The following is a 20,661-nucleotide window of genomic DNA, read 5'->3' on the forward strand; positions in this document are numbered from 1 at the left end:
CTTGGATGGTTGGGGCGGCGGGGTCAGACGCGGTTCAAGTCGAAGCCGGCCTTCTCGCCGGTGCCGTAGACCTTGAGCGCGCCCTTGTCGCCCACGGCGTTGGGTCGGTTGAAGATCCAGTTCTGCCAGGCGGTGAGCCGGCCGAAGATGCGCGTGGCCATGTTCTCCTTGCTGGCAAAGCGCAGGTTGGCTTCCAGGCCGGTCAGGGCGTCGGGCGACATGGCGGCGCGTTCCTCGATGGCCATGCGCAACTCGTCGTCCCAGTCGATGTCGTCGGGCGCGGCGGTCACCAGGCCCAGGGCCAGGGCCTCGTCGGCGTCGAGCGGCTTGCCGGCCGCGGCGCGCGCGGCGTCCAGCGGTGCGGCCTCTTCATAGAAACGGCGCTGCAGGCGGCTCTGGTCGTTGACCATGGGGAAGAAGCCGAAGTTGAATTCGTTGAGCGTGAGCTTGGGTGCACGCTCTGCATCGTCGGGCAGGGCCAGCATGTAGGTGCGGTCGGCGGCGAATGCCAGCTCGGCCAGGGTGCCGGCGAAGCACGAGCCCTCCTGCACCACGGCGAACAAGGTGCGCGAGGACACGTCCAGGCGCGCCAACGCGCGGCGCAGCGCGCCAATGGTCTCGCGCACCAGCCAATGGTCCTTGTGCGCCAGCATCACCGCGTCGGAGGCGAGCACGGCCTTGGCATCGCCTTCGGTCTTGAGCAGCCAGGTGCCGATGTCGAGTTCGTTGGTGCGCAGGTTGAGGATGGCGTCATCCAGTTCGCGCGCCAGGGCCAACGGCCACCAGGCCGTGCCTGCCGCCTCGATGGCGGCGATGTCGGCAGGCTGCGCACCGGTGGGGGCTTTCACGGTGAGGGTGGCCGTGCGCTTGGCGCGGTCGATCTGCACCTGCACATGCGAGTAGCCCAGGCTGTCGGCGCCGTCCTCGCGCTCCAGGCGGGTCAGGGACACGCCCGTGGCACCGGCCGGGCGGTCGCTGCCCGCGGCGAGCTGCACGGCGCGGTCCTGCACGGCGGCAGCGAACTGGGCGGGCTTGGCCACCGCATCCACCAGGCGCCATTCCACCGCGCGCTGGCCGCGCACGCCTTCGACGCTGGTGCAGAAGATGTCGGCCAGGTCGTGGCGCACGTGGCGCTTGTCGGTCACGCGGGTCAGGCCGCCGGTGCCGGGCAGCACGCCCAGCAGCGGCACCTCGGGCAGCGAGACGGCGGACGAGCGGTCGTCCACCAGCAGGATCTCGTCGCAGGCCAGGGCCAGCTCGTAGCCGCCGCCAGCGCAGGCGCCGTTGACGGCGGCCAGGAACTTGAGGCCCGAGTGCTTCGACGAATCCTCGATGCCGTTGCGCGTCTCGTTGGTGAACTTGCAGAAGTTCACCTTCCAGGCGTGGCTGGAGACACCCAGCATGAAGATGTTGGCACCCGAGCAGAAGATGCGGTCCTTGCCGCTGGTGACGACCACGCTGCGCACCCCGGGGTGCTCGAAGCGCACGCGGTTGAGCGCGTCGTTGAGCTCGATGTCCACGCCCAGGTCGTAGCTGTTGAGCTTGAGCTTGTAGCCGGGGCGGATGCCACCGTCCTCGGCGATGTTGAGCGACAGACGCGCAACGGCGCCCTCGACGCTGAGCGACCAGTGGCGGTACTGGCCGGGTTCGGTGCGGTAGTCGACGCGCGCCGGGGCGCTGGTGGTGGTGGCGGTCATGGCATGTCTCCTGTGGGGCCGGTAGCAGCTGCAAACCTCGGAACAAGAAAAATAATGCAGCTTTTGATTTCAATGACATGCATCATGCTGCATGTTTACGGACGCGTCAATGCCTGGAGTACTCTTTTTCGTTGCGAAAGGTGTGGCGCTACGGCCCGCCGGTGGAGGGAGCGCCGCTCAGGAGGCGCTCATGGACTGTCTGGCCACCGAGCGCAGTCCTTGGAACGCCTGGGCCAGGCTCTTGCCGCTGGTATCCACCGAGAGGTCGGCCTTGGAATAGAAGGCCGCGCGCCCGCTCAGGATGCGGCGCAGGTCGTCCATGGCCTCCTTGCTGGCGGCCATGGGGCGGGTGTCGCCCTGTGCGGCAACGCGGCCCATGTGCTCTTCGGGCGCGGCCTGCAACCACACTGTGGTGCAGTGCGCCAGCAGCTCGTTGAAGGTGGCCGGGTCGGAGACGATGCCGCCCGGGGTGGCGATGACCACCTCGCTGTAGATCTGGATGGTTTCCTCGAGCGCACGGCGCTCGTAGCGGCGGTAGGCGTTGGTGCCGTAGAGATCGTGGATCTCACGCACGCTGCAGCCTGCCAGTTTCTCGATCTCGCGGCTCAGCTCCACGAAGGGCAGCTCCAGGTCGTCCGCCAGCATTTGGCCCAGCGTGGACTTGCCCGCGCCGCGCAGCCCCACCAGGGCAATGCGGCTGTGCCGGGCCGGGTCGACCGAGGCCGTACCCAGCAGTTCGCCCAGCGCCAGGCGCACGCGGCGCAGGTCGGCCTCGCTGCGGTTTTCGAGCAGCTCGCGGATCAGCAGCCACTCGGGCGAGCTGGTCGTGACATCGCCCACCAGCTCGGCCAGCGAGCAGTGCAGTGCACCCGCCACCTGCTGCAGCACCAGGATGGAGGCATTGCCCGTGCCGTACTCCAGGTTGGCCAGATGGCGCTCGGACACATCGGCCGCAATCGCCACGGCCTTGCGCGTGAGCCCGCGCTGCGCGCGCAGGTTGCGCACGCGCTCGCCCAGCGCCGTCAGCAGCGGGTTGCGGGCCTCGCCGCCAGGCGCCGCAGCGCCGTTGCCGTCGATGGGCGCAGTGGCCAGCACTGCGTCGTCTTGCTCATTCATGCGCGTCCTTGTTCACACCACCCGATTGTCTGCGGTCGGCAGCCCCAATAAATATGCACTATAGTGCTTGACGAAGATCATTCACAGGTTTATCGTCCCATTGCACGCAAGATACTGCACGTCGCAGGATCATGCAAGGCAATCATTTTCCGTTGCAAACGGCGCACAGACGCCCTGCCCAGCCCGCCTTTCCCCTGAAAGCCCGCCCCATGATGACGCCCGCCACCGCCCCCTCCAGCAAGGATGCCTTCCACGCCCTGTTGGCCGACCTCACCGCGCAGCTCGAAGGCAGGCCGCTCGATGCAGCGCTGGACCAGTGGCTCAACGCAGCCCACGGTGCCGGCAGCCCCACCTATGCGCAGCTGCGCGACGCCTGCCTCACCGGCGTGGCCGAAGGCTGGCTGTGCGAGCGCGAGGGCGGCGGCATCCGGTACGGCCGGGTGTTCAAGGCAGAGGATGCGCTGCACCGCTTTTCGGTGGACGTGGTCGACATGCAGGACCTGGCCGGCCCGCACCACACACACCCGAACGGCGAGATCGACCTGATCATGCCCATGGCCGACAGTGCCGCCACCTTCGATGGCCGGCCTGCGGGCTGGTGCGTCTACGGCCCGGGCACGGCCCACCGCCCCACCGTAGCCCAGGGCCGCGCGCTGGTGCTCTATCTCTTGCCCGAAGGCCAGATCCAGTTCACGCGCACCTGAAATCCGTTCGCCCATCTTCTTCCGTATATATCCATGACCGAACTTCTCTCCAACTACGCTGCCGGCCGCTGGCAGGCAGGCACTGGCAACGGCACGCCGCTGTTCGACCCCGTGCTGGGCAACGAACTGGTGCGCGTGGACGCCACCGGGCTCGACCTGGCCGAGGCATTCAGCTTTGCGCGCCAGCAAGGGGGTGCGGCGCTGCGCGCGCTGACCTACCGCGAGCGCGCGGCGCTGCTGGCCGCCATCGTCAAGGTGCTGCTGGCCCACCGCGATGCCTATTACGAGATCGCCACGGCCAATGCCGGCACGGTGAAGAACGACTCGGGCGTGGACATCGACGGCGCCATCTTCACCCTGGGCCAGTACGCCAAATGGGGCGACGCCCTGGGCGATGCCCGCGCGCTGCGCGACGGCGATGCGGCCCGACTGGGCAAGGACCCGGCCTTCCAGTCGCAGCACCTCTCGGTACCCACGCAGGGTGTGGCGCTGTTCATCAATGCCTTCAACTTCCCGTCCTGGGGGCTGTGGGAAAAGGCTGCACCGGCCCTGCTCTCGGGCGTGCCGGTCATCGTCAAGCCGGCCACGGCCACGGCCTGGCTCACCCAGCGCATGGTCAAGGACGTGGTGGACGCGGGCGTGCTGCCTGCGGGCGCGCTGTCGGTCATCGCCGGCAGTTCGGCCGGGCTCATGGACCAGCTGCAGCCCTTCGACGTGGTGTCGTTCACGGGCTCGGCCGAGACGGCCGGCGTGATCCGCTCGCACCCTGCGGTGGCCCAGCGCTCGGTGCGTGCCAACATCGAGGCCGACAGCCTCAACAGCGCCGTGCTGCTGCCGGGCGAGGTCCCGGGCAGCGAGGCCTTCCACCTGCTGGTGCGCGAGGTGGTGCGCGAGATGACGGTGAAGTCGGGCCAGAAGTGCACGGCGATCCGCCGCATCCTGGTGCCGGCCGAGGTGTACGACGCCGCGGCCGAGGCCATTGGTGCCAAGCTGGCCGGCATCAGCGTGGGCAACCCGCGCAACGACAGCGTGCGCATGGGCTCGCTGGTCAGCAGGGCCCAGCTGACTGCCGTGCGCGAAGGCCTGGCTGCGCTGCAGGCGCAGACAGCCGTGCTGCACGATGGGCGCGACCGGCCGCTGGTGGATGCCGACCCGGCCGTGGCCGCCTGCATCGGCCCGGTGCTGCTGGGCGCGCGCGATGCCGACGCGGCGCAGGCGGTGCACGACGTGGAGGTCTTCGGCCCTGTGGCCACCCTGCTGCCCTACCGCGACAGCGCGCATGCCATCGCGCTGGCGCACCGGGGCCAGGGTTCGCTGGTCACCTCGCTCTATGGCAGTGACGAGACCGCCCTGGCGCAGACTGCGCTGGCCGTGGCCGCCAGCCATGGCCGCGTGCACGTGGTCACGCCCGACGTGGCACAGGCGCACAGCGGCCACGGCAACGTGATGCCCATGTCGCAGCACGGCGGCCCGGGCCGCGCGGGCGGCGGCGCGGAGCTGGGCGGCCTGCGCGCGCTCGATTTCTACCACCAGCGCACGGCCGTGCAGGCCAGCCCTGGCGTGCTGGCGGCACTGGGACTCTGACATCCCCACAAGACGCGACACACAACGCGCATCGACCCGAGAGGCCCCAAGGAGACAACACCATGAGCCTGCCCCCACGATTCAATTTCGCCCAGCACCTGTTCGACCTGAACCGGGACCGCGCGCAGCGCACGGCCTACATCGACGACCGCGGCAGCCTGGCTTACGGCGCGCTCGAAGACCGCGCGCGTCGCCTGGCATCGGCCCTCGCCAGCGCCGGCGTGCGCCGTGAAGAGCGCGTGCTGCTGCTCATGCACGACAGCAGCGACTGGCCCGTGGCCTTCCTGGGCTGCCTGTACGCGGGCGTGGTGCCGGTGGCGGTGAACACCCTGCTCACGGCCGATGACTACGCCTACATGCTCGACCACAGCCGCGCCCAGGCGGCCATCGTCTCGGGCGCGCTGCTGGCGGTGCTGCAGGACGCCATGGGCCGCGCGCCGCACGAGGTGCGCACCCTGCTCGTCTCGCAGCCCACCGGGCCGCTGCCCGAAGGCGCGCAGGACTTCGATGCCGCGCTGGCGCAGGCCACGCCGCTCGCCGCGCCGGTCAGCACCGCGGCAGACGACCCCGGCTTCTGGCTCTATTCCTCGGGCTCCACCGGCAAGCCCAAGGGCACGGTGCACACCCATGCCAACCTGTGGTGGACGGCCGAGCTCTACGGCAAGCCCGTGCTCGGCCTGACCGAGGACGACGTCTGCTTCTCGGCCGCCAAGATGTACTTCGCCTACGGCCTGGGCAATGCGCTGACCTTCCCGCTCTCGGTGGGCGCCACCGTGGTGCTGATGGCCGAGCGGCCCACGCCCGACGCCACCTTCCGCCGCTGGACGCAGCACCGCCCCACGGTGTTCTTCGGCGCGCCCACGGGCTTTGCCGGCATGCTGGCCTCGCCCGCGCTGCCGGCACGCGAGGCCGTGGCGCTGCGCATGTGCTCGTCGGCCGGCGAGGCGCTGCCGGGCGAGATCGCCCAGCGCTTCAAGGCGCATTTCGGCTGCGAGATCATCGACGGCATCGGCTCCACCGAGATGCTGCACATCTTCATCTCCAACCGCCCGGGCGACGTGCGCTACGGCACCACCGGCAAGCCGGTGGAGGGCTACGAGGTGGAGCTGCGCGGCGAGGACGGCCGCCCCGTGCCCGATGGCGAGGTGGGCGACCTGTACATCCGCGGACCGAGCGCGGCGCTGATGTACTGGGCCAACCGTGAGAAGTCGCGCGAGACCTTCCAGGGCGGCTGGACCAAGAGCGGCGACAAGTACACGCGCGACGCCGAGGGCTACTACACCTACGCCGGCCGCAGCGACGACATGCTCAAGGTCAGCGGCATCTACGTCTCGCCCTTCGAGGTGGAGGCCACGCTGATGCAGCACCCCGCCGTGCTCGAGTCGGCCGTGATCGGCGTGCAGGACGGCGAGGGCCTGACCAAGACCAAGGCCTACGTGGTGCTCAAGCCGGGCCACCAGGTGGACGCGCAGGCGCTGCAGGCTTTCGTGAAGGAGCGCCTGGCGGCCTACAAGTACCCGCGCTTCATCGAGTTCATCGAGGAGCTGCCCAAGACCGCCACCGGCAAGATCCAGCGCTTTCGCCTGCGCGAGAAGGAGGCCCGCGCGTGAAGGCGCAGGCGTCTTCTCCCGCAACGGGGTTCGCCAGCATCGCCTGGCGCGGCCGCACGGTGCACATCGAGCACCAGTGGATCGAGCCCGAGCGCAGCGCTGCCCCGCTGCTCGTGTTCCTGCACGAGGGCCTGGGCTCGGTGGCGATGTGGAAGGATTTCCCCGAGCGCCTGTGCGCCGCCGCCGGTGTGCGCGGCCTGGTGTTCTCGCGCCCGGCCTATGGCCGCTCGACCCCGCGCGAACCTGACGAAACCTGGGACGTGGACTTCATGCACCGCCAGGCGCACGAGGTGCTGCCCGCTTTCTTCGAGGCGCTGGGCATCACCGATCCCCCCTGGCTGCTGGGCCACAGCGACGGCGGCTCCATCGCGCTGCTGTACGCGGCGCGCTTCCCCGATGCAGTGCGCGGCCTGGTGCTGATGGCGCCGCACATCTTTGTGGAAGACGTGACCATCGCCAACATCGAGATCGCACGCGATGCCTACCAGCGCACCGACCTGCCCACCAGGCTCGGCCGCTACCACGATGACGCCGACTCGGCCTTCTGGGGCTGGAACCGCATCTGGCTGCACCCGCCCTTTCGGCAATGGAACATCGAGGCCGAGATCGCCGCCATCCGCGCGCCGGTGCTCGCCATCCAGGGCGTGGACGACGAGTACGGCACGCTGGAGCAGATCCGCGGGATCGCGCGCCGGGTGCCTGGCACAACGCTGCTGGAGCTGCCCACCTGCGGCCATTCGCCGCACCGCGACCGGCCCGACGCGGTGATCGCGGCGGCCACGGACTTTCTGCTCACTCCACGTAGCGCCTGAGCCCCGGCAGGTCGAGCACGGTGATGCCGCCGTACTCGATCTGCAAAATGCCCGACTCCTGCAGCCGCTTCAACGCCGCATTGCAGCGCTGGCGCGAGACGCCCGTGAGGTTGGCGATCTCCTCCTGCGAGATCTGCAGGTGCCGGTCCATGCCAGGGTAGAGAAACGGGTGGAACAGCCCAGCCAGCGCGCGCGCCACCTGGCTGTCGGTGTCGAGCAGGTGGTGGGCCGTGAAGGTGCCCAGGAACCAGTGCATGCGCTCGTTGATCTGGCGCAGCAGGAAGTGGTCGAAACTGCGCTGCGTGGCATGCAGCCACGAGAAAGTCTCCACCGGTAGCACCGCCACGCGGCTGGGCCGCAGGGCGATGATGTCGGCCGTGCGCGGCAGGGCGCGCAGCAGCGTGCCCTCGCCGAACCAGCTGCCGGCCGACAGGCCGCCCAGGGTCACGGCGCGGCCATCGGACGAGGTGACGGACCACTTGAGCAGCCCCTCGATGGCGCCGTACCAGTGCAGGGGCACGTCGCCGCGGCGGCACAGCGCACCGCCTGCGGTCACCTCCACCTCGCGCACATCGTCGAGCACGCGCTGCTGCGCGGGTGCATCGAGCAGCGGGAACCAGGCCGACGAAGCCAGCAGGCTGGTGGTGGAAGGCCGTGTCGCAGGGGGTGACAAAGTGGGTTTCTCCCGGAAAAAGCACTGGCCCCGCGTATACCCTGCCCTCAAATGTCATCGCGATGACTGAGTGGAAAGGTGCCCAGAAAAACAATGCGGAGCACCCCGCAATTCTCCACCAGGACCCCGATGAGCAAGCGCAAAGTCATAGTCACCATCGCCCCCACGGGGGGCATGGCCCACAAGTCGCAGAACCTCCACCTGCCCACCCAGCCGGCCGAGATCGCCGACGACGTGGAGCGCTGCTGGAATGCCGGCGCCAGCGTGGTGGCGATCCATGCCCGCCGGCCCGACGACGGCGCCACCTGCGACGCCAACGTGTACCGCGACATCAACAGCCGCATCCGCGCCAAGGGCTGCGACATCGTGCTCAACAACTCCACCGGCGGCGGCGTGCACGGCGACATGGTCAAGCCCCTGCCCGGCGGCCGCTGGGAGATCGCCTGGGAAGAACGCATCAAGGGCATGGACGCGGGGGCCGAGATGTGCACGCTGGACGCGACCACGCTGAACCTCTCCTTCGACGGCCGCGAGATCCTGATGGACACGCCGCTCAGCCGCGGGCGCGAACTGGCCGCCGGCATGAAGGCGCGCGGCATCAAGCCCGAGTGGGAGGTGTTCAGCCCCACCCACATCCTGCAGGACACCACAACGCTGATCGAGGAGGGCCACGACGGCGACGGCCCGCACTTCATCAACCTGGTGATGAACGTGCACCGCGCCTTCCAGAACGCCATGCCCTACTCGCCGCGCTTTCTGCAGATGATGGTGGACACGCTGCCCAGGAACAGTTTGTTCTGCGTGAGTGGCATCGGCCCCTCGCAGCTCGAAGCCAACGTCGCCGCCCTGCTGCTGGGCGGCCATGCGCGCGTGGGGCTGGAGGACAACCTGTACTTTCGCCAGGGCGAGCTGGCCACCAACGTGCAGCTCACCGAGCGCATCGTGCGCATCATCCGCGAGCTGGACATGGAACCCGCCACGCCGGCCGAAGCCCGCGCGCTGATGGGCCTGCCGCGCGTGGACGGCCCGCGCCCCGAGTTTGCCCTGGGTTGACCGACCCGGGGCATTGAACCGACCATCCCAAGACCACAACGAGGAGACATGACGATGACGACACACACCACCCGCCGCCACTTCCTGGGCCACCTGGGCGCTGCTGCTGCGCTGGGCTCTCTCTCGCCCCTGACGGCCTTCGCCCAGGGCATCGAGCAGGTGAAGATCCTCTACGGCTTTCCGGCCGGCAGCTCGGGCGACAGCGTGGCCCGCCGCGTGGGCGAGAAGCTCGCGGGCTCGGCCTACACGCGCAATGCCGGCGTGGTGGAGAACAAGCCCGGCGCGGGCGGGCGCATCGCGCTCGAATCGCTGCGGGGCGCGGCGACCGACGGCAGCGTGCTCACGCTCTCGCCGTTCTCGTGCACCTCGATCTATCCGCACATCTACAGCAAGCTCAGCTACGACCCGGTCAAGGACTTTGTGCCCGTGTCCATCGCGGCCATCATGCACCATGGCCTGGCCGTGGGACCGCTGGTGCCGGCCTCGGTGAAGACGGTGAAGGACTTCCTGGCCTGGGCCAAGGCCAACCCGGGCCAGGCCAACTACGGCTCGCCCGCGGCGGGCTCCACGCCGCACTTCATCGGCGCACTGCTGGGCATCAACAACGGAGTGGACCTCAAGCACGTGCCCTACCGCGGCTCGGTGCCTGGAGTGACCGACGTGGTGGGCGGCCAGATCGCGGCGATGGTGACGCCGAGCGGCGACTTCATCCCCAACCACAAGGCCGGCAAGCTGCGGCTGCTGGCCACCTCGGGCAAAGCGCGATCGCCGTTCTCGCCCGAGGTCGCGACCTTTGCCGAACAGGGCTTTCCCGAGCTGACCACCGAGGAATGGTTCGGCTTCTACGCGCCGGCCAAGACGCCGGCCGCCGTGGTGGCCGCGGCCAATGCCGCGATCAACGCAGCGATCAAGGAAAAGGCCGTCATCGACAGCCTGGCCGTGGTGGGCCTGATCGCCCAAGGCTCCACAGCGGCGGAAATGGCGGCCTCGCAGCATGCCGAGTTCGACCGCTGGGGCCCTCTGGTCAAGAAAATCGGCTTCACGGCCGAGTCCTGAAAGGAGCCCCCCGCATGGATTCGACCGTGGAGCGCGTCGCCGTGGTGGCCACCGGCGTCATCGGCGCCAGCTGGGCCGCCTATTTCCTGGCGCGCGGGCTGGACGTGGACGCGACCGACCCCTCGCCCGGCGCCGAGGCGCGGCTGCACGAGGCCGTGGCCGCGCACTGGCCCACGCTGGAACGCCAGGGGCTGGCGCCGGGCGCCAGCCTGTCACGCCTGGCCTTCCACGCCCGGCTGGAGGATGCGGTGGCCACGGCCGACTTCGTGCAGGAGAGCGGACCGGAACGCGCCGACTTCAAGGCCGACCTGTTTCACCAGATCGATGCCTCTGCGCCGGCGCATGCCATCCTGGCGTCGAGCTCCTCGGGCCTGTCGGTCACAGCCATGCAGGCGCTGTGCGCACGGCCCGGGCGCGTGGTGCTGGGCCACCCATTCAACCCACCGCACATGATTCCGCTGGTGGAGGTGGGCGGCGGGGAAAAGACCATGCCCGAGGCCATCGCGCGCGCCATGGCCTTCTACACCGCCATCGGCAAGCGCCCCATCCACGTGCGCCGCGAGATCAAGGGCCACATCGCCAACCGGCTGCAGGCCGCGCTGTGGCGCGAGGCCTTTCACCTGGTGAACGAGGGCGTGGCCACGGTGACCGACATCGACACCGCCATTGCCCAGGGCCCCGGCCTGCGCTGGGCGCTGATGGGCCCGTTCATGAACCTGCACCTCTCGGGCGGCGCGGGCGGCGTGGCCCACGTGCTGGCCCACCTGGGCGGCCCCATCGAGAGCTGGTGGCAGGACCTGGGCACGCCCGCGATGACCGAGGCCTTGAAGCAGCAGGTGGTGCAAGGTGTGGCCGAGGAACTGGGCGAGCGCAGCACCGAGGACCTGGCGCGCACGCGCGATGCCCTGCTGCTGGACCTGATCCGCGCCAAGCAGTCGTCGGCACACCTGGATTGAGTCCAGCCCCACAACGACAAGAGACCACACGATGCACCCCGACTTCGTCGACGACCCCGCCGAACTGGCACCCTCCCGCACGGTGCTCACCCCTTTGGCCGATGGCGCCTTCACCCTGCACTCGCCCGAGCCGCTGGGCCCCTACGCGCGCTGCGTGGGTGAGTGGCTGGAGCGCTGGGCGCGCCAGACGCCCGACGCCCTGGCGCTGGCCGAGCGCGACGACAGCGGCGCAGACTGGCGCCACCTGAGCTACGCGCAACTGCGCCAGGCCGTGGGGGCGGTGGCCCAGTCGCTGCTCGACATGGACCTGCCCGCGGGCCGGCCCATCGCCATCCTGTCGGACAACGCGGTGGACCATGCCGTGCTGATGCTGGCCGCCATGCACATCGGCCGCACGCCGTGCTCGCTGTCGAGCGCCTATGCGCGCTCGCGCGACCCCGGACGCCTGCACAGCATGCTGGCAGCGCTGGACCCCTGCCTGGTCTATGCGTCGGACGCCCGCGCCTATGCGCCGGCCCTCGCGGGTTACGGCGGCAGCGCGGTGCAGGTGTTCAGCCGCAATGCGCAGGAGGTCCCGGGCGCACTCGGCTTTGCGCAACTGCTCGCGGGCCGGGAAACGCCGGCGGTGATGCAGTCCTTCGAGGCGATCACGCCCGACGACCATGCCAAGTACCTGCTGACCTCGGGCTCCACCGGCCGGCCCAAGGTGGTGATCAACACCCACCGCATGCTCTGCGCCAACCAGCAGATGATTGCGCAGACCTGGCGCTTTCTCGACCACGAGAAGCCGGTGCTGGTGGACTGGCTGCCCTGGAGCCACACCTTCGGCGGCAACCACAACCTGAACATGGTGCTGTGCCATGGCGGCGCGCTCTACATCGACGAGGGCCGGCCCGCACCCGGCCTGATCGAGAAGACCGTGCGCAACCTGCGCGAGGTGCGGCCCACCCTGCTGTTCAACGTGCCACGCGGCTTCGACATGCTGCTGCCCGCGCTGGAGGCCGACCCGGTCCTGGCCGCCGAGGTGTTCTCGCGCCTGCGCCTGGCCTTCTATGCGGCGGCGGCGCTCGCGCCCTCCACCTGGCAGAGGCTCGAAGCCGTGGCCGCGCGCGCCCGGCCCACGCAGCCGCTGTGGCTCACCACCTCCTGGGGCGCGACCGAGACCGCCCCCGCCATCACCACGGCCCATTGGCGCATGCAGGGCGCGGGCTGCATCGGCGCGCCGCTGCCCGGGCTCACGCTCAAGCTGGTGCCCAATGGCGGCAAGCTGGAGATGCGTGTCAAGGGCGTGTCGGTGTTCCCGGGCTACCGCCATGCACCGCGCGAGACGGCGGCAGCGTTCGACGAAGACGGCTTCTACCGCATCGGCGACGCAGGCTATCTGGCCGATGCAGAGCGGCCCGAGCGCGGGGTGGTCTTCAACGGCCGCGTGGCCGAGGACTTCAAGCTGTCCACGGGCAGCTGGGTCTCGGTGGGCACGCTGCGCGTGGAGCTGGTCTCGCAGCTGGCGCCGCTGGTGCAGGACATCGTGCTCACCGGGCACGACCGCGATGAGGTGGGCATGCTGGTCTTCCCATCGGCCGCCGGCGCGGGCGAGAGCGAACGGCTGGAACAGGCCCTGCGCGCCGTGATGCAGGCCCGGCGCGATGCGGGCGCGGGCTCCTCGCAGTGCCCCACGCGGGCGCTGGTGCTGCGCAAGCCGCCCGACGCGGATGCCGGCGAGATCACCGACAAGGGCTACATCAACCAGGGCGCGGTGCTGGCCCAGCGTGAGGACGACGTGCACGCCCTGCACGCGACACCGCCGCGCGCGGACGTGGTCGTCAGCGCATGAGCATGGCCAGCAGCACCACCGCGAGCAGCGCCAGGTAGACCTTGGCGTGCAGCCCGTCGGGCAGGCGACCTACGAAGCGCCCACCCAGGCGGATGCCGAGCCAGGAGCCCACGACCAGCACGGCAAAGGCCCTGAGGTCAACGAAGCCGGCATGCCAGGCGCCCAGCGGCACGGGCTGGTCCCAGGCCAGCAGCACGTAGGTGGCGGTGCCGGCCAGCGCCACCGGCAGCGACAGCGGGTTGGCCGCGGCCGTGGCCTGCACCATGGGCGCACAGCGCCGGCGCATGAGCGGCACGGTCATCACGCTGCCGCCCACGCCCAGGAAAGCGGCAACCGCCCCAATGACCAGCCCGAGCAAGGCCGTGAGCGGACCCGAGGGCCGCGGCCTGGCCGCCTGCTGGGCCTGGGCCACGCGCGGCCGGATGAAACCCGGGCGCAGCAGCCCGTCGAGGATGGTGAGCGCCAGGTAGACGACGAAGGCCCAGCGCACCCAGTCGCTGCGCAGCACGCTGGCGGCAGCCGCCCCCGCCACCGCGCCCACGGCGATGAAGACCAGCAACGGCCGCACCTGCGCCCAGTCCACATTGCCGGCGCGGTGGTGGCGCCGCGTGGCCAGCCCTGCACCAACGATCATCACGCAGGTGGAGGTGGCCACCGCGACCTGCATGGCCGACTGGCCGACCGCGCTGTCCGCCCCGTGCAGGTGCACCAGCGTGCGGTAGAGCACGGGCACGACGACAAAGCCGCCACCGAAGCCGAAGAGCACGGTGGTGACACCGGCCAGGGTACCGAACACGGCCAGGACCAGGTAGAACTCCATGCGCACATCCTCCCATTGCTGCGAACACGGTGCCAGCTTAGGCAGGAATGGCTTGGCCGGCTTTCGCCGCCAGGTCAATAATGTTTGCGTTTCAGCCATCCACCCAGGCCCATGCGCAACATCCCCCTGCACACCGTCGACGCGGTGGACCGGCCAGTGCTGGCCATTGCCACCGACTACCCCGCCGGCACCCTGCTCGACACGCACAGCCACCGGCGCGCGCATTTTCTCTACGGCGCCACGGGCACCATGGAAGTCGGCACCGGAGATGGCGCCTGGGTCGTGCCGCCCAGCAGCGGCGTGTGGATACCAGCGGGCAAGCCGCACCGCGTGCGCATGGTGGGGGTGAGCACGCGCAGCCTGTACATCGAGCCGCGCGCCGTGCCACGGCAGGCCCGCCAGTGCGAGGTGCTGCAGGTCTCGCCACTGCTGCGCCAGTTGCTGCTGGACTCGGCCGATCTGCCGGCCGAGTACGAGCAGCGCGGGCGCGACGGCGCCCTGGTGCAACTGGTCCTGCACGAACTGGAGCGCGCGCCGGTCCTGCCCTTGTTTGCGCCCATGCCGCAGGACCCGGCGCTGGCAGCGCTGTGCGCGGGCTTCCTGCACCAGCCCGATGTGCATGCCTCGCCTGCCCACTGGGCGCGGCAGCTGCACAAGAGCGAGCGCAACTTCACCCGCTTCTTTCGCCTGCAGACCGGCATGTCGTTCGGCGCGTGGCGCCAGCAGGCCTGCCTGCTCGCCGCGCTGTCGCGCCTGTCGCGCGGCGACGCCGTGACCACGGTGGCACTGGACCTGGGCTACGAGAGCCCGGGGGCCTTTTCCACCATGTTCCGCAGACGGCTGGGGCGCCCACCCTCGGAGTTTCTGGTGGCGTGATGGCGCAAAAGCGGCCGCGCAAGCGTTGTAAAAATCACGCTGCGCAAAGGCCGCTGAGGTTCTGCGGTCTTGTCCTATAGCATTCGTGCGCGCAGTGCTTCTAAAATCGCGCACCTCCTTGCATATGCGAGGGGGCCCATTGCAACTCTCGAAAACAAAGAATCAACATCATGGCAACTGCAAAGAAAACCACCGCTGCACCCAAGGCAGCACCCGCAGCGAAGAAGGCTGCAGCACCCGTGGCCAAGAAGGCCGCGGCACCTGTCGCCAAGAAGGCAGCGCCTGCTGCCAAGAAGGCCGCAGCACCTGCAGCGAAAAAGGCTGCACCCGCCGCAGCGGCGACGCCTGCAGCGCTCAAGCCCATCAAGGCCGCCTTCAACAAGACGACCCTGGTGGCCCACCTGGCCGAGCAGTCGGGCGTGGACCCCAAGGCCGCCAAGGCCGTGCTGGCAGCGCTCGAAGCCGCCATCCTGGGCTCCGTGCACAAGAAGGGCTCCGGCGAATTCACGCTGCCTGGCGTGCTGAAGATCGGCCTGCAGCAAGTGGCGGCCAAGAAGAAGCGCTTCGGCAAGGACCCGTTCACCGGTGCCGAGCGCTGGTTCCCCGCCAAGCCCGCCAGCGTGAAGATCAAGACCCGCGCGCTCAAGAAGCTCAAGGACGCAACGGCCTGATCGGCCCCATCCCTGCGCTCGTGCAGCCCCCGGCCGCATGGGGCGCAGAGAAAAAAGAAGAGGCCTGCAACGGGTGTTCCCGGAGCAGTTGTTCCAGGTTTCTGATCAAAAGCCCAGGCGATGCAGGTGCATTGCCCGGGCTTTTTTCTTGCCTGTCTCCATCCCTGGCGATCACACCTGGCGCTGCTGCCTCAGCACGTCCAGCACATGCTGCGTGGCCTTCTCCAACATGCCGGCACGGTGGGCCAGCCCCAGGGGGCGCCACAGCGCGGGGCGCAGTGCCAGCATGGTGATGCGCGGGTCGGGCGGCGTGCTGCCCGCTGCTTCGTGCGGCAGCAGCGTGGCGCCATAGCCTGCGGCCACCAGGCTCTTGATCGCGTCGTTGTAGTTGAGCTGGATGCGCGCCCTGGGCTGCTCACCGGCCAGCGCGAACCACTCGCTGGTGAGCCGCGAGAGGCTGGTGCCTTCGTCGTTGAGGATCAGCGGCTGGCCCGCCAGCCAGTGCGGCGTGGCGCGCGTCGGCGCCTGCCACTTGGCGGGCACGAAGGCCATGACCGGGTCGCGCCGCCAGGGCTCCACCTGCACCCCCTGCACGGTGGGCTGGGGCAGCGCCACCAGGCCCACATCGAGCGTGCCACCGGCCAGGCGGACCATGGTGTCCTGCGAGGTCAGCACCGCCACCTGCACGTCGATGTCCGGGTGCTCCCGGCCCAGCACCTCCAGCGCCTGCGGCAGCAGGTGGGCGATGGCGCCGGTAGAGGCCCCGAGCCGCACCCGGCCCGCCAGGCCCTGCACCTGGCGCTGCACCAGGGCCAGGGTTTCATCGGCATCGGCCAGCAGGCGCCGGGCGCGCTCGACCAGGGCCTCGCCCACGCCGGTGGCGCGCACCTCGCCGCGCTTGCGCAGCAGCAGCGGCGCGCCCACCTGCGCCTCCAGGTCGGCCATGTGCAGGCTCACTGTGGGGGCCGCCAGGTGCAGCACGCGCGCGGCCTCGGCAAACGATCCGAGGTCGGCGATGGTGACCAGGGTGCGCAATCGGTCCAGGTTCAGTTCACGCATGTCGTTCAGAAATCCTGATCCATATGTTTGTGAAATTCAACTTTTCAAATTCTATGCAGCGCCTGAAGATTGCGCATCCCCCATTTGGCACGCACCAGGAGCATCCCGCATGAACAGCAACGCACCCCTCGTCTTCATCGATGGCGACCAGGGCACCACCGGCCTGCAGATCCACGAACGCCTGCACGGCCGCACCGACCTGCGCCTGTTGACCCTGCCCGAGCAGGACCGCAAGGACCCCGCGCGCCGCGCCGAGGCCATCAACGCCAGCGACATCGCCGTGCTGTGCCTGCCCGACGGCCCGGCGCGCGAGGCTGCCGCCTCGGTTACCAACCCAGCCGTGCGCGTGATCGACGCGAGTTCGGCACACCGCACCGATGCCGGCTGGGTCTACGGCTTTCCCGAGATGGACGCCGGCCAGGCCGAGCGCATCGCCAGTGCAAAGCGCGTGACCAACCCCGGCTGTTACCCCACGGGCGCCATCGCGCTGCTGCGCCCGCTGGTGCAGGCCGGCCTGGTGCCCGCGGACCACCCCCTGGCGATCCATGCCGTGTCGGGCTATTCCGGCGGCGGGCGGGCCCGCGTGCAGGAGCACGAGGCCCCAGGAGCAAAGGCGCCCGCCTTCCAGGTCTATGGCCTGCGCCTGGCGCACAAGCACACGCCCGAGATCGAGCGCTACGCCGGCCTGTCGGCGCGCCCCTTCTTCCTGCCGGCCTATGGCGCCTTCCGCCAGGGCATCGTGCTGACCATTCCCCTGCAACTGCGCAGCCTGCCCGCAGGCACCAGCGCCGAGAAGATCCACCAGGCCCTGGCGCAGCACTATGCAGGCCAGCGCCATGTGGAGGTGACGGGGCTGGCCGAGGCCGAGTCCACCGAGCACCTGGACCCGGAGGCGCTGAACGGCAGCAACCAGCTGCGCCTGTCCGTGTTCGCCAACCAGCAGCACGGCCAGATGCTGCTGGCCGCGGTGTTCGACAACCTGGGCAAGGGCGCCTCGGGTGCGGCCGTGCAGAACCTGGACCTGATGCTGGCGCAGATGGCCAAGGGGTAGGCCACTGTTGAGCTGCGCTAATCAATCGATCAGAAAGGATTGATTGTGTGGCGCCACAAAGCCGGGCAGACTCGCGCGCCTCATCCACTACAGAGGCAACATCCATGAAGGTCTGCATCATCGGCGCGGGCGCCATCGGCGGATTCATCGGCACCAGGCTGGCGGCGGCCGGCGGTGCCCAGGTGAGTGCCGTGGCGCGCGGCGCCACGCTGGCCGCGCTCAACCACCACGGCTGGCGCCTGCAGACCGCGGACGGGCTGGTGCAGGCGCCAGCGCACGCCACGGACCGGCCGGCGGACCTGGGCGTGCAGGACCTGGTGGTCATCGCCGTCAAGGGCCCGGCACTGGCGGGCGTGGCGCAGGGCATCGCCCCGCTGCTGGGGCCCGAGACGCTGGTGCTGCCCGCCATGAACGGCGTTCCCTGGTGGTTCTGCCAGGGCCTGCCGGGCTGGGGCGGCGAGCCGCTGGCCAGCGTGGACCCGGGCGGGCGCATCGCCAGCGCCATCCCTCTGCACCACGTGGTGGGCTGCGTCGTGCATGCCGCCACCTCCACGCCCGAGCCCGGGCTGGTGCAGCACCGCATGGGCCGGGGCCTGGTCATCGGCGAGCCCGGTGGCGGCCGCAGGGAGCGCGTGCAGCGCCTGGCGGACCTGCTGAACCACGCCGGCTTCGAGGCCACGCACTCGGCCGATGTGCGCTACGACATCTGGTACAAGCTGTGGGGCAACATGACCATGAACCCGGTCTCGGCCATCACCGGGGCCACCGTGGACCGCCTGCTCGACGACGAGCTGGTGCGCGGCTTCTGCACCGCCGCCATGCAGGAGGCCGGGCGCATCGGCGCACACATCGGCTGCCCGATCGCACAGAGCCCCGAGGAGCGCCACGCCGTGACGCGCAAGCTCGGCGCGTTCAAGACCTCGATGCTGCAGGACGCGGAGGCCGGCCGCGCGCTGGAGATCGACGCCATCGTGGCGGCGGTGCAGGAGATCGGCCGCCGCGTGGGCGAGCCTTCGCCGAACATCGATGCCCTGCTGGGCCTGGTGCGCCTCTTCGGCCGGGTGCGCAGCATTTATCCCGCGGCCTGAGCCTCGTCCAGGGCCACCTGGTGCAGGTGCTCCACCAGCATGCGCGCGGCCGGTGAGAGCCGCTTTTCATCGTTGAAGCAGATGGCGAAGCGCCGCTGGGCCCAGTCGTCCGTGAGCGGCAGCACGCGGATGCCCAGGCTGGCGGCCACCGGTTCGGCCACCTCGCGCGGCACCACGGCGATGCCCAGGCCGGCGCGCACGCAGCGCATCGAGGCATCGAAGGTGCTGACCACCGCCCGGTAGTTGATGGGCCGCCCGATGATGGCCGCGGCCCGCGCCAGCATGGTGTGCACGGCCGTCGATGCCGGCAGGCCCACCTGGTCGAAGCCCAGCGTGTCCTCGAACGCGCAGCGCCGGCGCCGGGCCAGCGGGTGCGACAGCGGGGTGACGATGGCCAGGTGGTCGCGCCGGTAGCTGCGCGTCTGCAGCCCGGCCAGGTCGGCCGCATCCCAGCACACCCCCACGGGCACCACGCCCTCGCGCAGGCTGCGCACCAGCTCGCTACTGACCGCCTCCTCGATGTCGATGCGGATGTCGCGGTGCGCGGGCACCTGCAGGAAGGCGGCGATGTCGTCGGGCAGGAACTCCGCGATCGACGACACCGAGGCCAGTATGCGCACCTGGCCCGTGATGCCATTGCCATAGGCCGCCATGTCGCGCCCCACGCGGTCGGCCGCTGCCAGCATGGCCCGGGCATGCTCCAGCAGGATCTCGCCGGCCCCCGTGGGCACCACGCCGCGTCGGCGCCGCTCGATCAGGGTGTTGCCCACGGTCTGCTCCAGCAACGCCAGGCGCTTGCTGATGGCCGAGGGCACGATGTGGTGCTGCTGCGCGGCGCGGGCGATGTTGCGCGCCTCGCAGACGGCGACGAACAGCCGCAGGGTGGTCAGGTCCAGGTCGCGCATGGGGAGGGGTGCTCCTGCCGTTCCCAACGGGAACGCTATTGCTTCCAGAATACCGCTTTATCGATGGATCGGGAATGCCTACAGTCCCATCCGAGGGCCCACATTGCAGTGCGCCCGACCTGGAGACACCCCATGCCCCCCACGAGCGAGCGCCTGCCGCGCACTGCCGTCATCCGCGAAGTCGGCCTGCGCGACGGCCTGCAGAGCATTGCCACCATCCTGCCCACCGAGCACAAGCGCGCATGGATACGCGCTGCCCACGCAGCCGGCCAGCGCGAGATCGAGGTGGGGTCCTTCGTGCCCGCGCGCCTGCTGCCGCAGCTGGCCGACACGGCCGAGCTGCTGGCTTACGCCAAGACCTTGCCGGGGCTGTTCGCCTCGGTGCTGGTGCCCAACCTGCGCGGCGCCGAGGGTGCGATTGCAGGCGGTGCCGACCTGATGATCGTGCCCCTGTCGGCCAGCCACGCGCACAGCCTGGCCAACCTGCACAAGACGCCCGACGAGGTGGTGGCCGAGGTGGCGCGCATCCGCGCCGCGCGCGATGCCGCGGGCTCGCGCACGCTGATCGAAGGCGGCGTGGGCACGGCCTTTGGCTGCACGCTGCAGGGCACGGTGGACAAGGCCGAGGTGCTGCGCCTGATGCAGGCCCTGCTCGACGCCGGTGCCGACCGTGTGAGCCTGGCCGACACCGTGGGCTACGCCGACCCGGCCATGGTGCGCGACCTGTTCGAGGACGCCGTGCGCATCGCGGGCGAGCGCTTCTGGTGCGGGCACTTCCACGACACGCGCGGCCTCGGCCTGGCCAATGTGGCCGCGGCGCTGGACGTGGGCGTGGCCCGCTTCGATGCCTGCCTGGCCGGCATCGGCGGCTGCCCGCATGCGCCCGGCGCCAGCGGCAATGTGGCGACCGAGGACCTGGCCTACCTGCTCGGCAGCATGGGCGTTGCCACCGGCATCGACATCGCCCGGTTGCTGGACCTGCGCAGCCAGGTGGCCGGGTGGCTGGCCGGCGAGACGCTGCACGGCACCCTGTGGCGCGCGGGCCTGCCCAAGACCTTTCCCCAGGCAGCGATTGCTGCCTGAATTGCACAGCCCA

19 protein-coding genes are annotated in these 20,661 nt (G+C 70.0%); 13 read left to right on the plus strand and 6 right to left on the minus strand.

Annotated elements, in window-relative coordinates:
- Positions 1 to 23: 23 nt before the first annotated feature.
- Together boxC and AC07PF_RS09395 are read right to left on the minus strand one after the other, a co-directional pair.
- Positions 24 to 1,697 (minus strand): 2,3-epoxybenzoyl-CoA dihydrolase, encoded by a 1,674-nt coding sequence (gene boxC, locus AC07PF_RS09390; protein ID WP_494611656.1) that lies wholly within the window; start codon positions 1,695 to 1,697, stop codon positions 24 to 26.
- 177 nt (positions 1,698 to 1,874) lie between these two features.
- Positions 1,875 to 2,813 (minus strand): helix-turn-helix transcriptional regulator, encoded by a 939-nt coding sequence (locus AC07PF_RS09395; protein ID WP_057201674.1) that lies wholly within the window; start codon positions 2,811 to 2,813, stop codon positions 1,875 to 1,877.
- Between the two features lie 209 nt (positions 2,814 to 3,022).
- Here AC07PF_RS09395 and AC07PF_RS09400 point away from each other — a divergent pair, with 209 nt between their 5' ends.
- The 4 genes from AC07PF_RS09400 (at position 3,023) to AC07PF_RS09415 (ending at position 7,523) form a co-directional block, all read left to right on the plus strand.
- On the plus strand, positions 3,023 to 3,517 hold the full coding sequence (locus AC07PF_RS09400) for a 4-hydroxylaminobenzoate lyase (protein WP_494611657.1): 495 nt from the start codon (positions 3,023 to 3,025) through the stop codon (positions 3,515 to 3,517).
- 33 nt (positions 3,518 to 3,550) lie between these two features.
- Complete coding sequence (locus AC07PF_RS09405) at positions 3,551 to 5,101, plus strand: 3,4-dehydroadipyl-CoA semialdehyde dehydrogenase (protein ID WP_494611658.1); 1,551 nt, start codon at positions 3,551 to 3,553, stop codon at positions 5,099 to 5,101.
- Between the two features lie 62 nt (positions 5,102 to 5,163).
- Positions 5,164 to 6,711 (plus strand): benzoate-CoA ligase family protein, encoded by a 1,548-nt coding sequence (locus AC07PF_RS09410; protein WP_494611659.1) that lies wholly within the window; start codon positions 5,164 to 5,166, stop codon positions 6,709 to 6,711.
- A complete protein-coding gene (locus AC07PF_RS09415) occupies positions 6,708 to 7,523 on the plus strand; it encodes an alpha/beta fold hydrolase (RefSeq protein WP_494611660.1) in 816 nt (271 codons plus the stop codon). Before AC07PF_RS09410 ends, AC07PF_RS09415 begins: the two co-directional genes overlap by 4 nt.
- On the opposite strand, the gene AC07PF_RS09420 is transcribed toward AC07PF_RS09415, so the two are convergent.
- Entirely contained in the window at positions 7,504 to 8,196 is a 693-nt protein-coding gene (locus AC07PF_RS09420; RefSeq protein WP_494611661.1) for a Crp/Fnr family transcriptional regulator, read from the minus strand. The two genes, AC07PF_RS09415 and AC07PF_RS09420, sit on opposite strands and share 20 nt — an antisense overlap.
- Positions 8,197 to 8,325: 129 nt before the next feature.
- On the opposite strand from AC07PF_RS09420, the gene AC07PF_RS09425 reads away from it, so the two are divergent.
- Genes AC07PF_RS09425 through AC07PF_RS09440 form a run of 4 tightly spaced genes read left to right on the plus strand, consistent with a single transcriptional unit; the run spans position 8,326 to position 13,095 of the window.
- A complete protein-coding gene (locus tag AC07PF_RS09425) occupies positions 8,326 to 9,249 on the plus strand; it encodes a beta-keto acid cleavage family enzyme (RefSeq protein ID WP_145695833.1) in 924 nt (307 codons plus the stop codon).
- A 54-nt stretch (positions 9,250 to 9,303) separates the two neighbouring features.
- Positions 9,304 to 10,305, plus strand: a complete 1,002-nt coding sequence (locus tag AC07PF_RS09430) for a Bug family tripartite tricarboxylate transporter substrate binding protein (protein ID WP_494611662.1) — start codon at positions 9,304 to 9,306, stop codon at positions 10,303 to 10,305.
- 14 nt (positions 10,306 to 10,319) lie between these two features.
- The gene (locus AC07PF_RS09435; protein ID WP_494611663.1) at positions 10,320 to 11,261 is read left to right on the plus strand and encodes a 3-hydroxyacyl-CoA dehydrogenase NAD-binding domain-containing protein; all 942 of its coding nucleotides are present in this window, start codon (positions 10,320 to 10,322) and stop codon (positions 11,259 to 11,261) included.
- A gap of 31 nt (positions 11,262 to 11,292) precedes the next feature.
- Positions 11,293 to 13,095 carry a feruloyl-CoA synthase gene (locus AC07PF_RS09440; RefSeq protein ID WP_494611664.1) on the plus strand — a complete coding sequence of 601 codons (1,803 nt, stop codon included), beginning with the start codon at positions 11,293 to 11,295 and terminating at the stop codon, positions 13,093 to 13,095.
- On the opposite strand, the gene AC07PF_RS09445 is transcribed toward AC07PF_RS09440, so the two are convergent.
- The gene (locus AC07PF_RS09445; protein ID WP_494611665.1) at positions 13,085 to 13,915 is read right to left on the minus strand and encodes a sulfite exporter TauE/SafE family protein; all 831 of its coding nucleotides are present in this window, start codon (positions 13,913 to 13,915) and stop codon (positions 13,085 to 13,087) included. The two genes, AC07PF_RS09440 and AC07PF_RS09445, sit on opposite strands and share 11 nt — an antisense overlap.
- 111 nt (positions 13,916 to 14,026) lie before the next feature.
- Here AC07PF_RS09445 and AC07PF_RS09450 point away from each other — a divergent pair, with 111 nt between their 5' ends.
- Both AC07PF_RS09450 and AC07PF_RS09455 read left to right on the plus strand, forming a co-directional pair.
- Positions 14,027 to 14,791, plus strand: a complete 765-nt coding sequence (locus AC07PF_RS09450; protein WP_494611666.1) for an AraC family transcriptional regulator — start codon at positions 14,027 to 14,029, stop codon at positions 14,789 to 14,791.
- A gap of 170 nt (positions 14,792 to 14,961) precedes the next feature.
- Positions 14,962 to 15,462 (plus strand): HU family DNA-binding protein, encoded by a 501-nt coding sequence (locus tag AC07PF_RS09455; RefSeq protein WP_035206192.1) that lies wholly within the window; start codon positions 14,962 to 14,964, stop codon positions 15,460 to 15,462.
- A 171-nt stretch (positions 15,463 to 15,633) separates the two neighbouring features.
- Here the strand turns inward: AC07PF_RS09455 and AC07PF_RS09460 are convergent, their stop codons facing one another.
- Entirely contained in the window at positions 15,634 to 16,521 is an 888-nt protein-coding gene (locus tag AC07PF_RS09460; RefSeq protein ID WP_108016298.1) for a LysR family transcriptional regulator, read from the minus strand.
- A gap of 109 nt (positions 16,522 to 16,630) precedes the next feature.
- On the opposite strand from AC07PF_RS09460, the gene argC reads away from it, so the two are divergent.
- Positions 16,631 to 17,572 carry an N-acetyl-gamma-glutamyl-phosphate reductase gene (argC, locus tag AC07PF_RS09465; RefSeq protein WP_007855103.1) on the plus strand — a complete coding sequence of 314 codons (942 nt, stop codon included), beginning with the start codon at positions 16,631 to 16,633 and terminating at the stop codon, positions 17,570 to 17,572.
- 104 nt (positions 17,573 to 17,676) lie between these two features.
- Positions 17,677 to 18,660, plus strand: coding sequence for a 2-dehydropantoate 2-reductase (locus AC07PF_RS09470; RefSeq protein WP_007855098.1), 984 nt, complete (start codon positions 17,677 to 17,679; stop codon positions 18,658 to 18,660).
- On the opposite strand, the gene AC07PF_RS09475 is transcribed toward AC07PF_RS09470, so the two are convergent.
- Positions 18,645 to 19,565 carry a LysR family transcriptional regulator gene (locus AC07PF_RS09475; RefSeq protein ID WP_007855096.1) on the minus strand — a complete coding sequence of 307 codons (921 nt, stop codon included), beginning with the start codon at positions 19,563 to 19,565 and terminating at the stop codon, positions 18,645 to 18,647. The genes AC07PF_RS09470 and AC07PF_RS09475 overlap by 16 nt on opposite strands.
- A gap of 132 nt (positions 19,566 to 19,697) precedes the next feature.
- Here AC07PF_RS09475 and AC07PF_RS09480 point away from each other — a divergent pair, with 132 nt between their 5' ends.
- Positions 19,698 to 20,648: a hydroxymethylglutaryl-CoA lyase gene (locus AC07PF_RS09480; RefSeq protein ID WP_007855094.1), complete on the plus strand. Its 951-nt coding sequence runs from the start codon at positions 19,698 to 19,700 to the stop codon at positions 20,646 to 20,648.
- The last annotated feature ends 13 nt before the right edge of the window (positions 20,649 to 20,661 follow it).

Source organism: Acidovorax sp. GW821-FHT10A04 (assembly GCF_059415825.1).

What these genes read in the sequence shown, in the direction of transcription:
- AC07PF_RS09395 (WP_057201674.1), bottom strand. Translation starts at nt 2,813, where the DNA reads ATGAATGAGCAAGACGACGCAGTGCTGGCCACTGCGCCCATCGACGGC.
- AC07PF_RS09400 (WP_494611657.1), top strand. Translation starts at nt 3,023, where the DNA reads ATGATGACGCCCGCCACCGCCCCCTCCAGCAAGGATGCCTTCCACGCC.
- AC07PF_RS09450 (WP_494611666.1), top strand. Translation starts at nt 14,027, where the DNA reads ATGCGCAACATCCCCCTGCACACCGTCGACGCGGTGGACCGGCCAGTG.
- AC07PF_RS09475 (WP_007855096.1), bottom strand. Translation starts at nt 19,565, where the DNA reads ATGCGCGACCTGGACCTGACCACCCTGCGGCTGTTCGTCGCCGTCTGC.
- AC07PF_RS09435 (WP_494611663.1), top strand. Translation starts at nt 10,320, where the DNA reads ATGGATTCGACCGTGGAGCGCGTCGCCGTGGTGGCCACCGGCGTCATC.
- AC07PF_RS09440 (WP_494611664.1), top strand. Translation starts at nt 11,293, where the DNA reads ATGCACCCCGACTTCGTCGACGACCCCGCCGAACTGGCACCCTCCCGC.
- argC (WP_007855103.1), top strand. Translation starts at nt 16,631, where the DNA reads ATGAACAGCAACGCACCCCTCGTCTTCATCGATGGCGACCAGGGCACC.
- AC07PF_RS09410 (WP_494611659.1), top strand. Translation starts at nt 5,164, where the DNA reads ATGAGCCTGCCCCCACGATTCAATTTCGCCCAGCACCTGTTCGACCTG.
- AC07PF_RS09445 (WP_494611665.1), bottom strand. Translation starts at nt 13,915, where the DNA reads ATGGAGTTCTACCTGGTCCTGGCCGTGTTCGGTACCCTGGCCGGTGTC.
- boxC (WP_494611656.1), bottom strand. Translation starts at nt 1,697, where the DNA reads ATGACCGCCACCACCACCAGCGCCCCGGCGCGCGTCGACTACCGCACC.
- AC07PF_RS09480 (WP_007855094.1), top strand. Translation starts at nt 19,698, where the DNA reads ATGCCCCCCACGAGCGAGCGCCTGCCGCGCACTGCCGTCATCCGCGAA.
- AC07PF_RS09430 (WP_494611662.1), top strand. Translation starts at nt 9,304, where the DNA reads ATGACGACACACACCACCCGCCGCCACTTCCTGGGCCACCTGGGCGCT.
- AC07PF_RS09455 (WP_035206192.1), top strand. Translation starts at nt 14,962, where the DNA reads ATGGCAACTGCAAAGAAAACCACCGCTGCACCCAAGGCAGCACCCGCA.
- AC07PF_RS09405 (WP_494611658.1), top strand. Translation starts at nt 3,551, where the DNA reads ATGACCGAACTTCTCTCCAACTACGCTGCCGGCCGCTGGCAGGCAGGC.
- AC07PF_RS09460 (WP_108016298.1), bottom strand. Translation starts at nt 16,521, where the DNA reads ATGCGTGAACTGAACCTGGACCGATTGCGCACCCTGGTCACCATCGCC.
- AC07PF_RS09470 (WP_007855098.1), top strand. Translation starts at nt 17,677, where the DNA reads ATGAAGGTCTGCATCATCGGCGCGGGCGCCATCGGCGGATTCATCGGC.
- AC07PF_RS09425 (WP_145695833.1), top strand. Translation starts at nt 8,326, where the DNA reads ATGAGCAAGCGCAAAGTCATAGTCACCATCGCCCCCACGGGGGGCATG.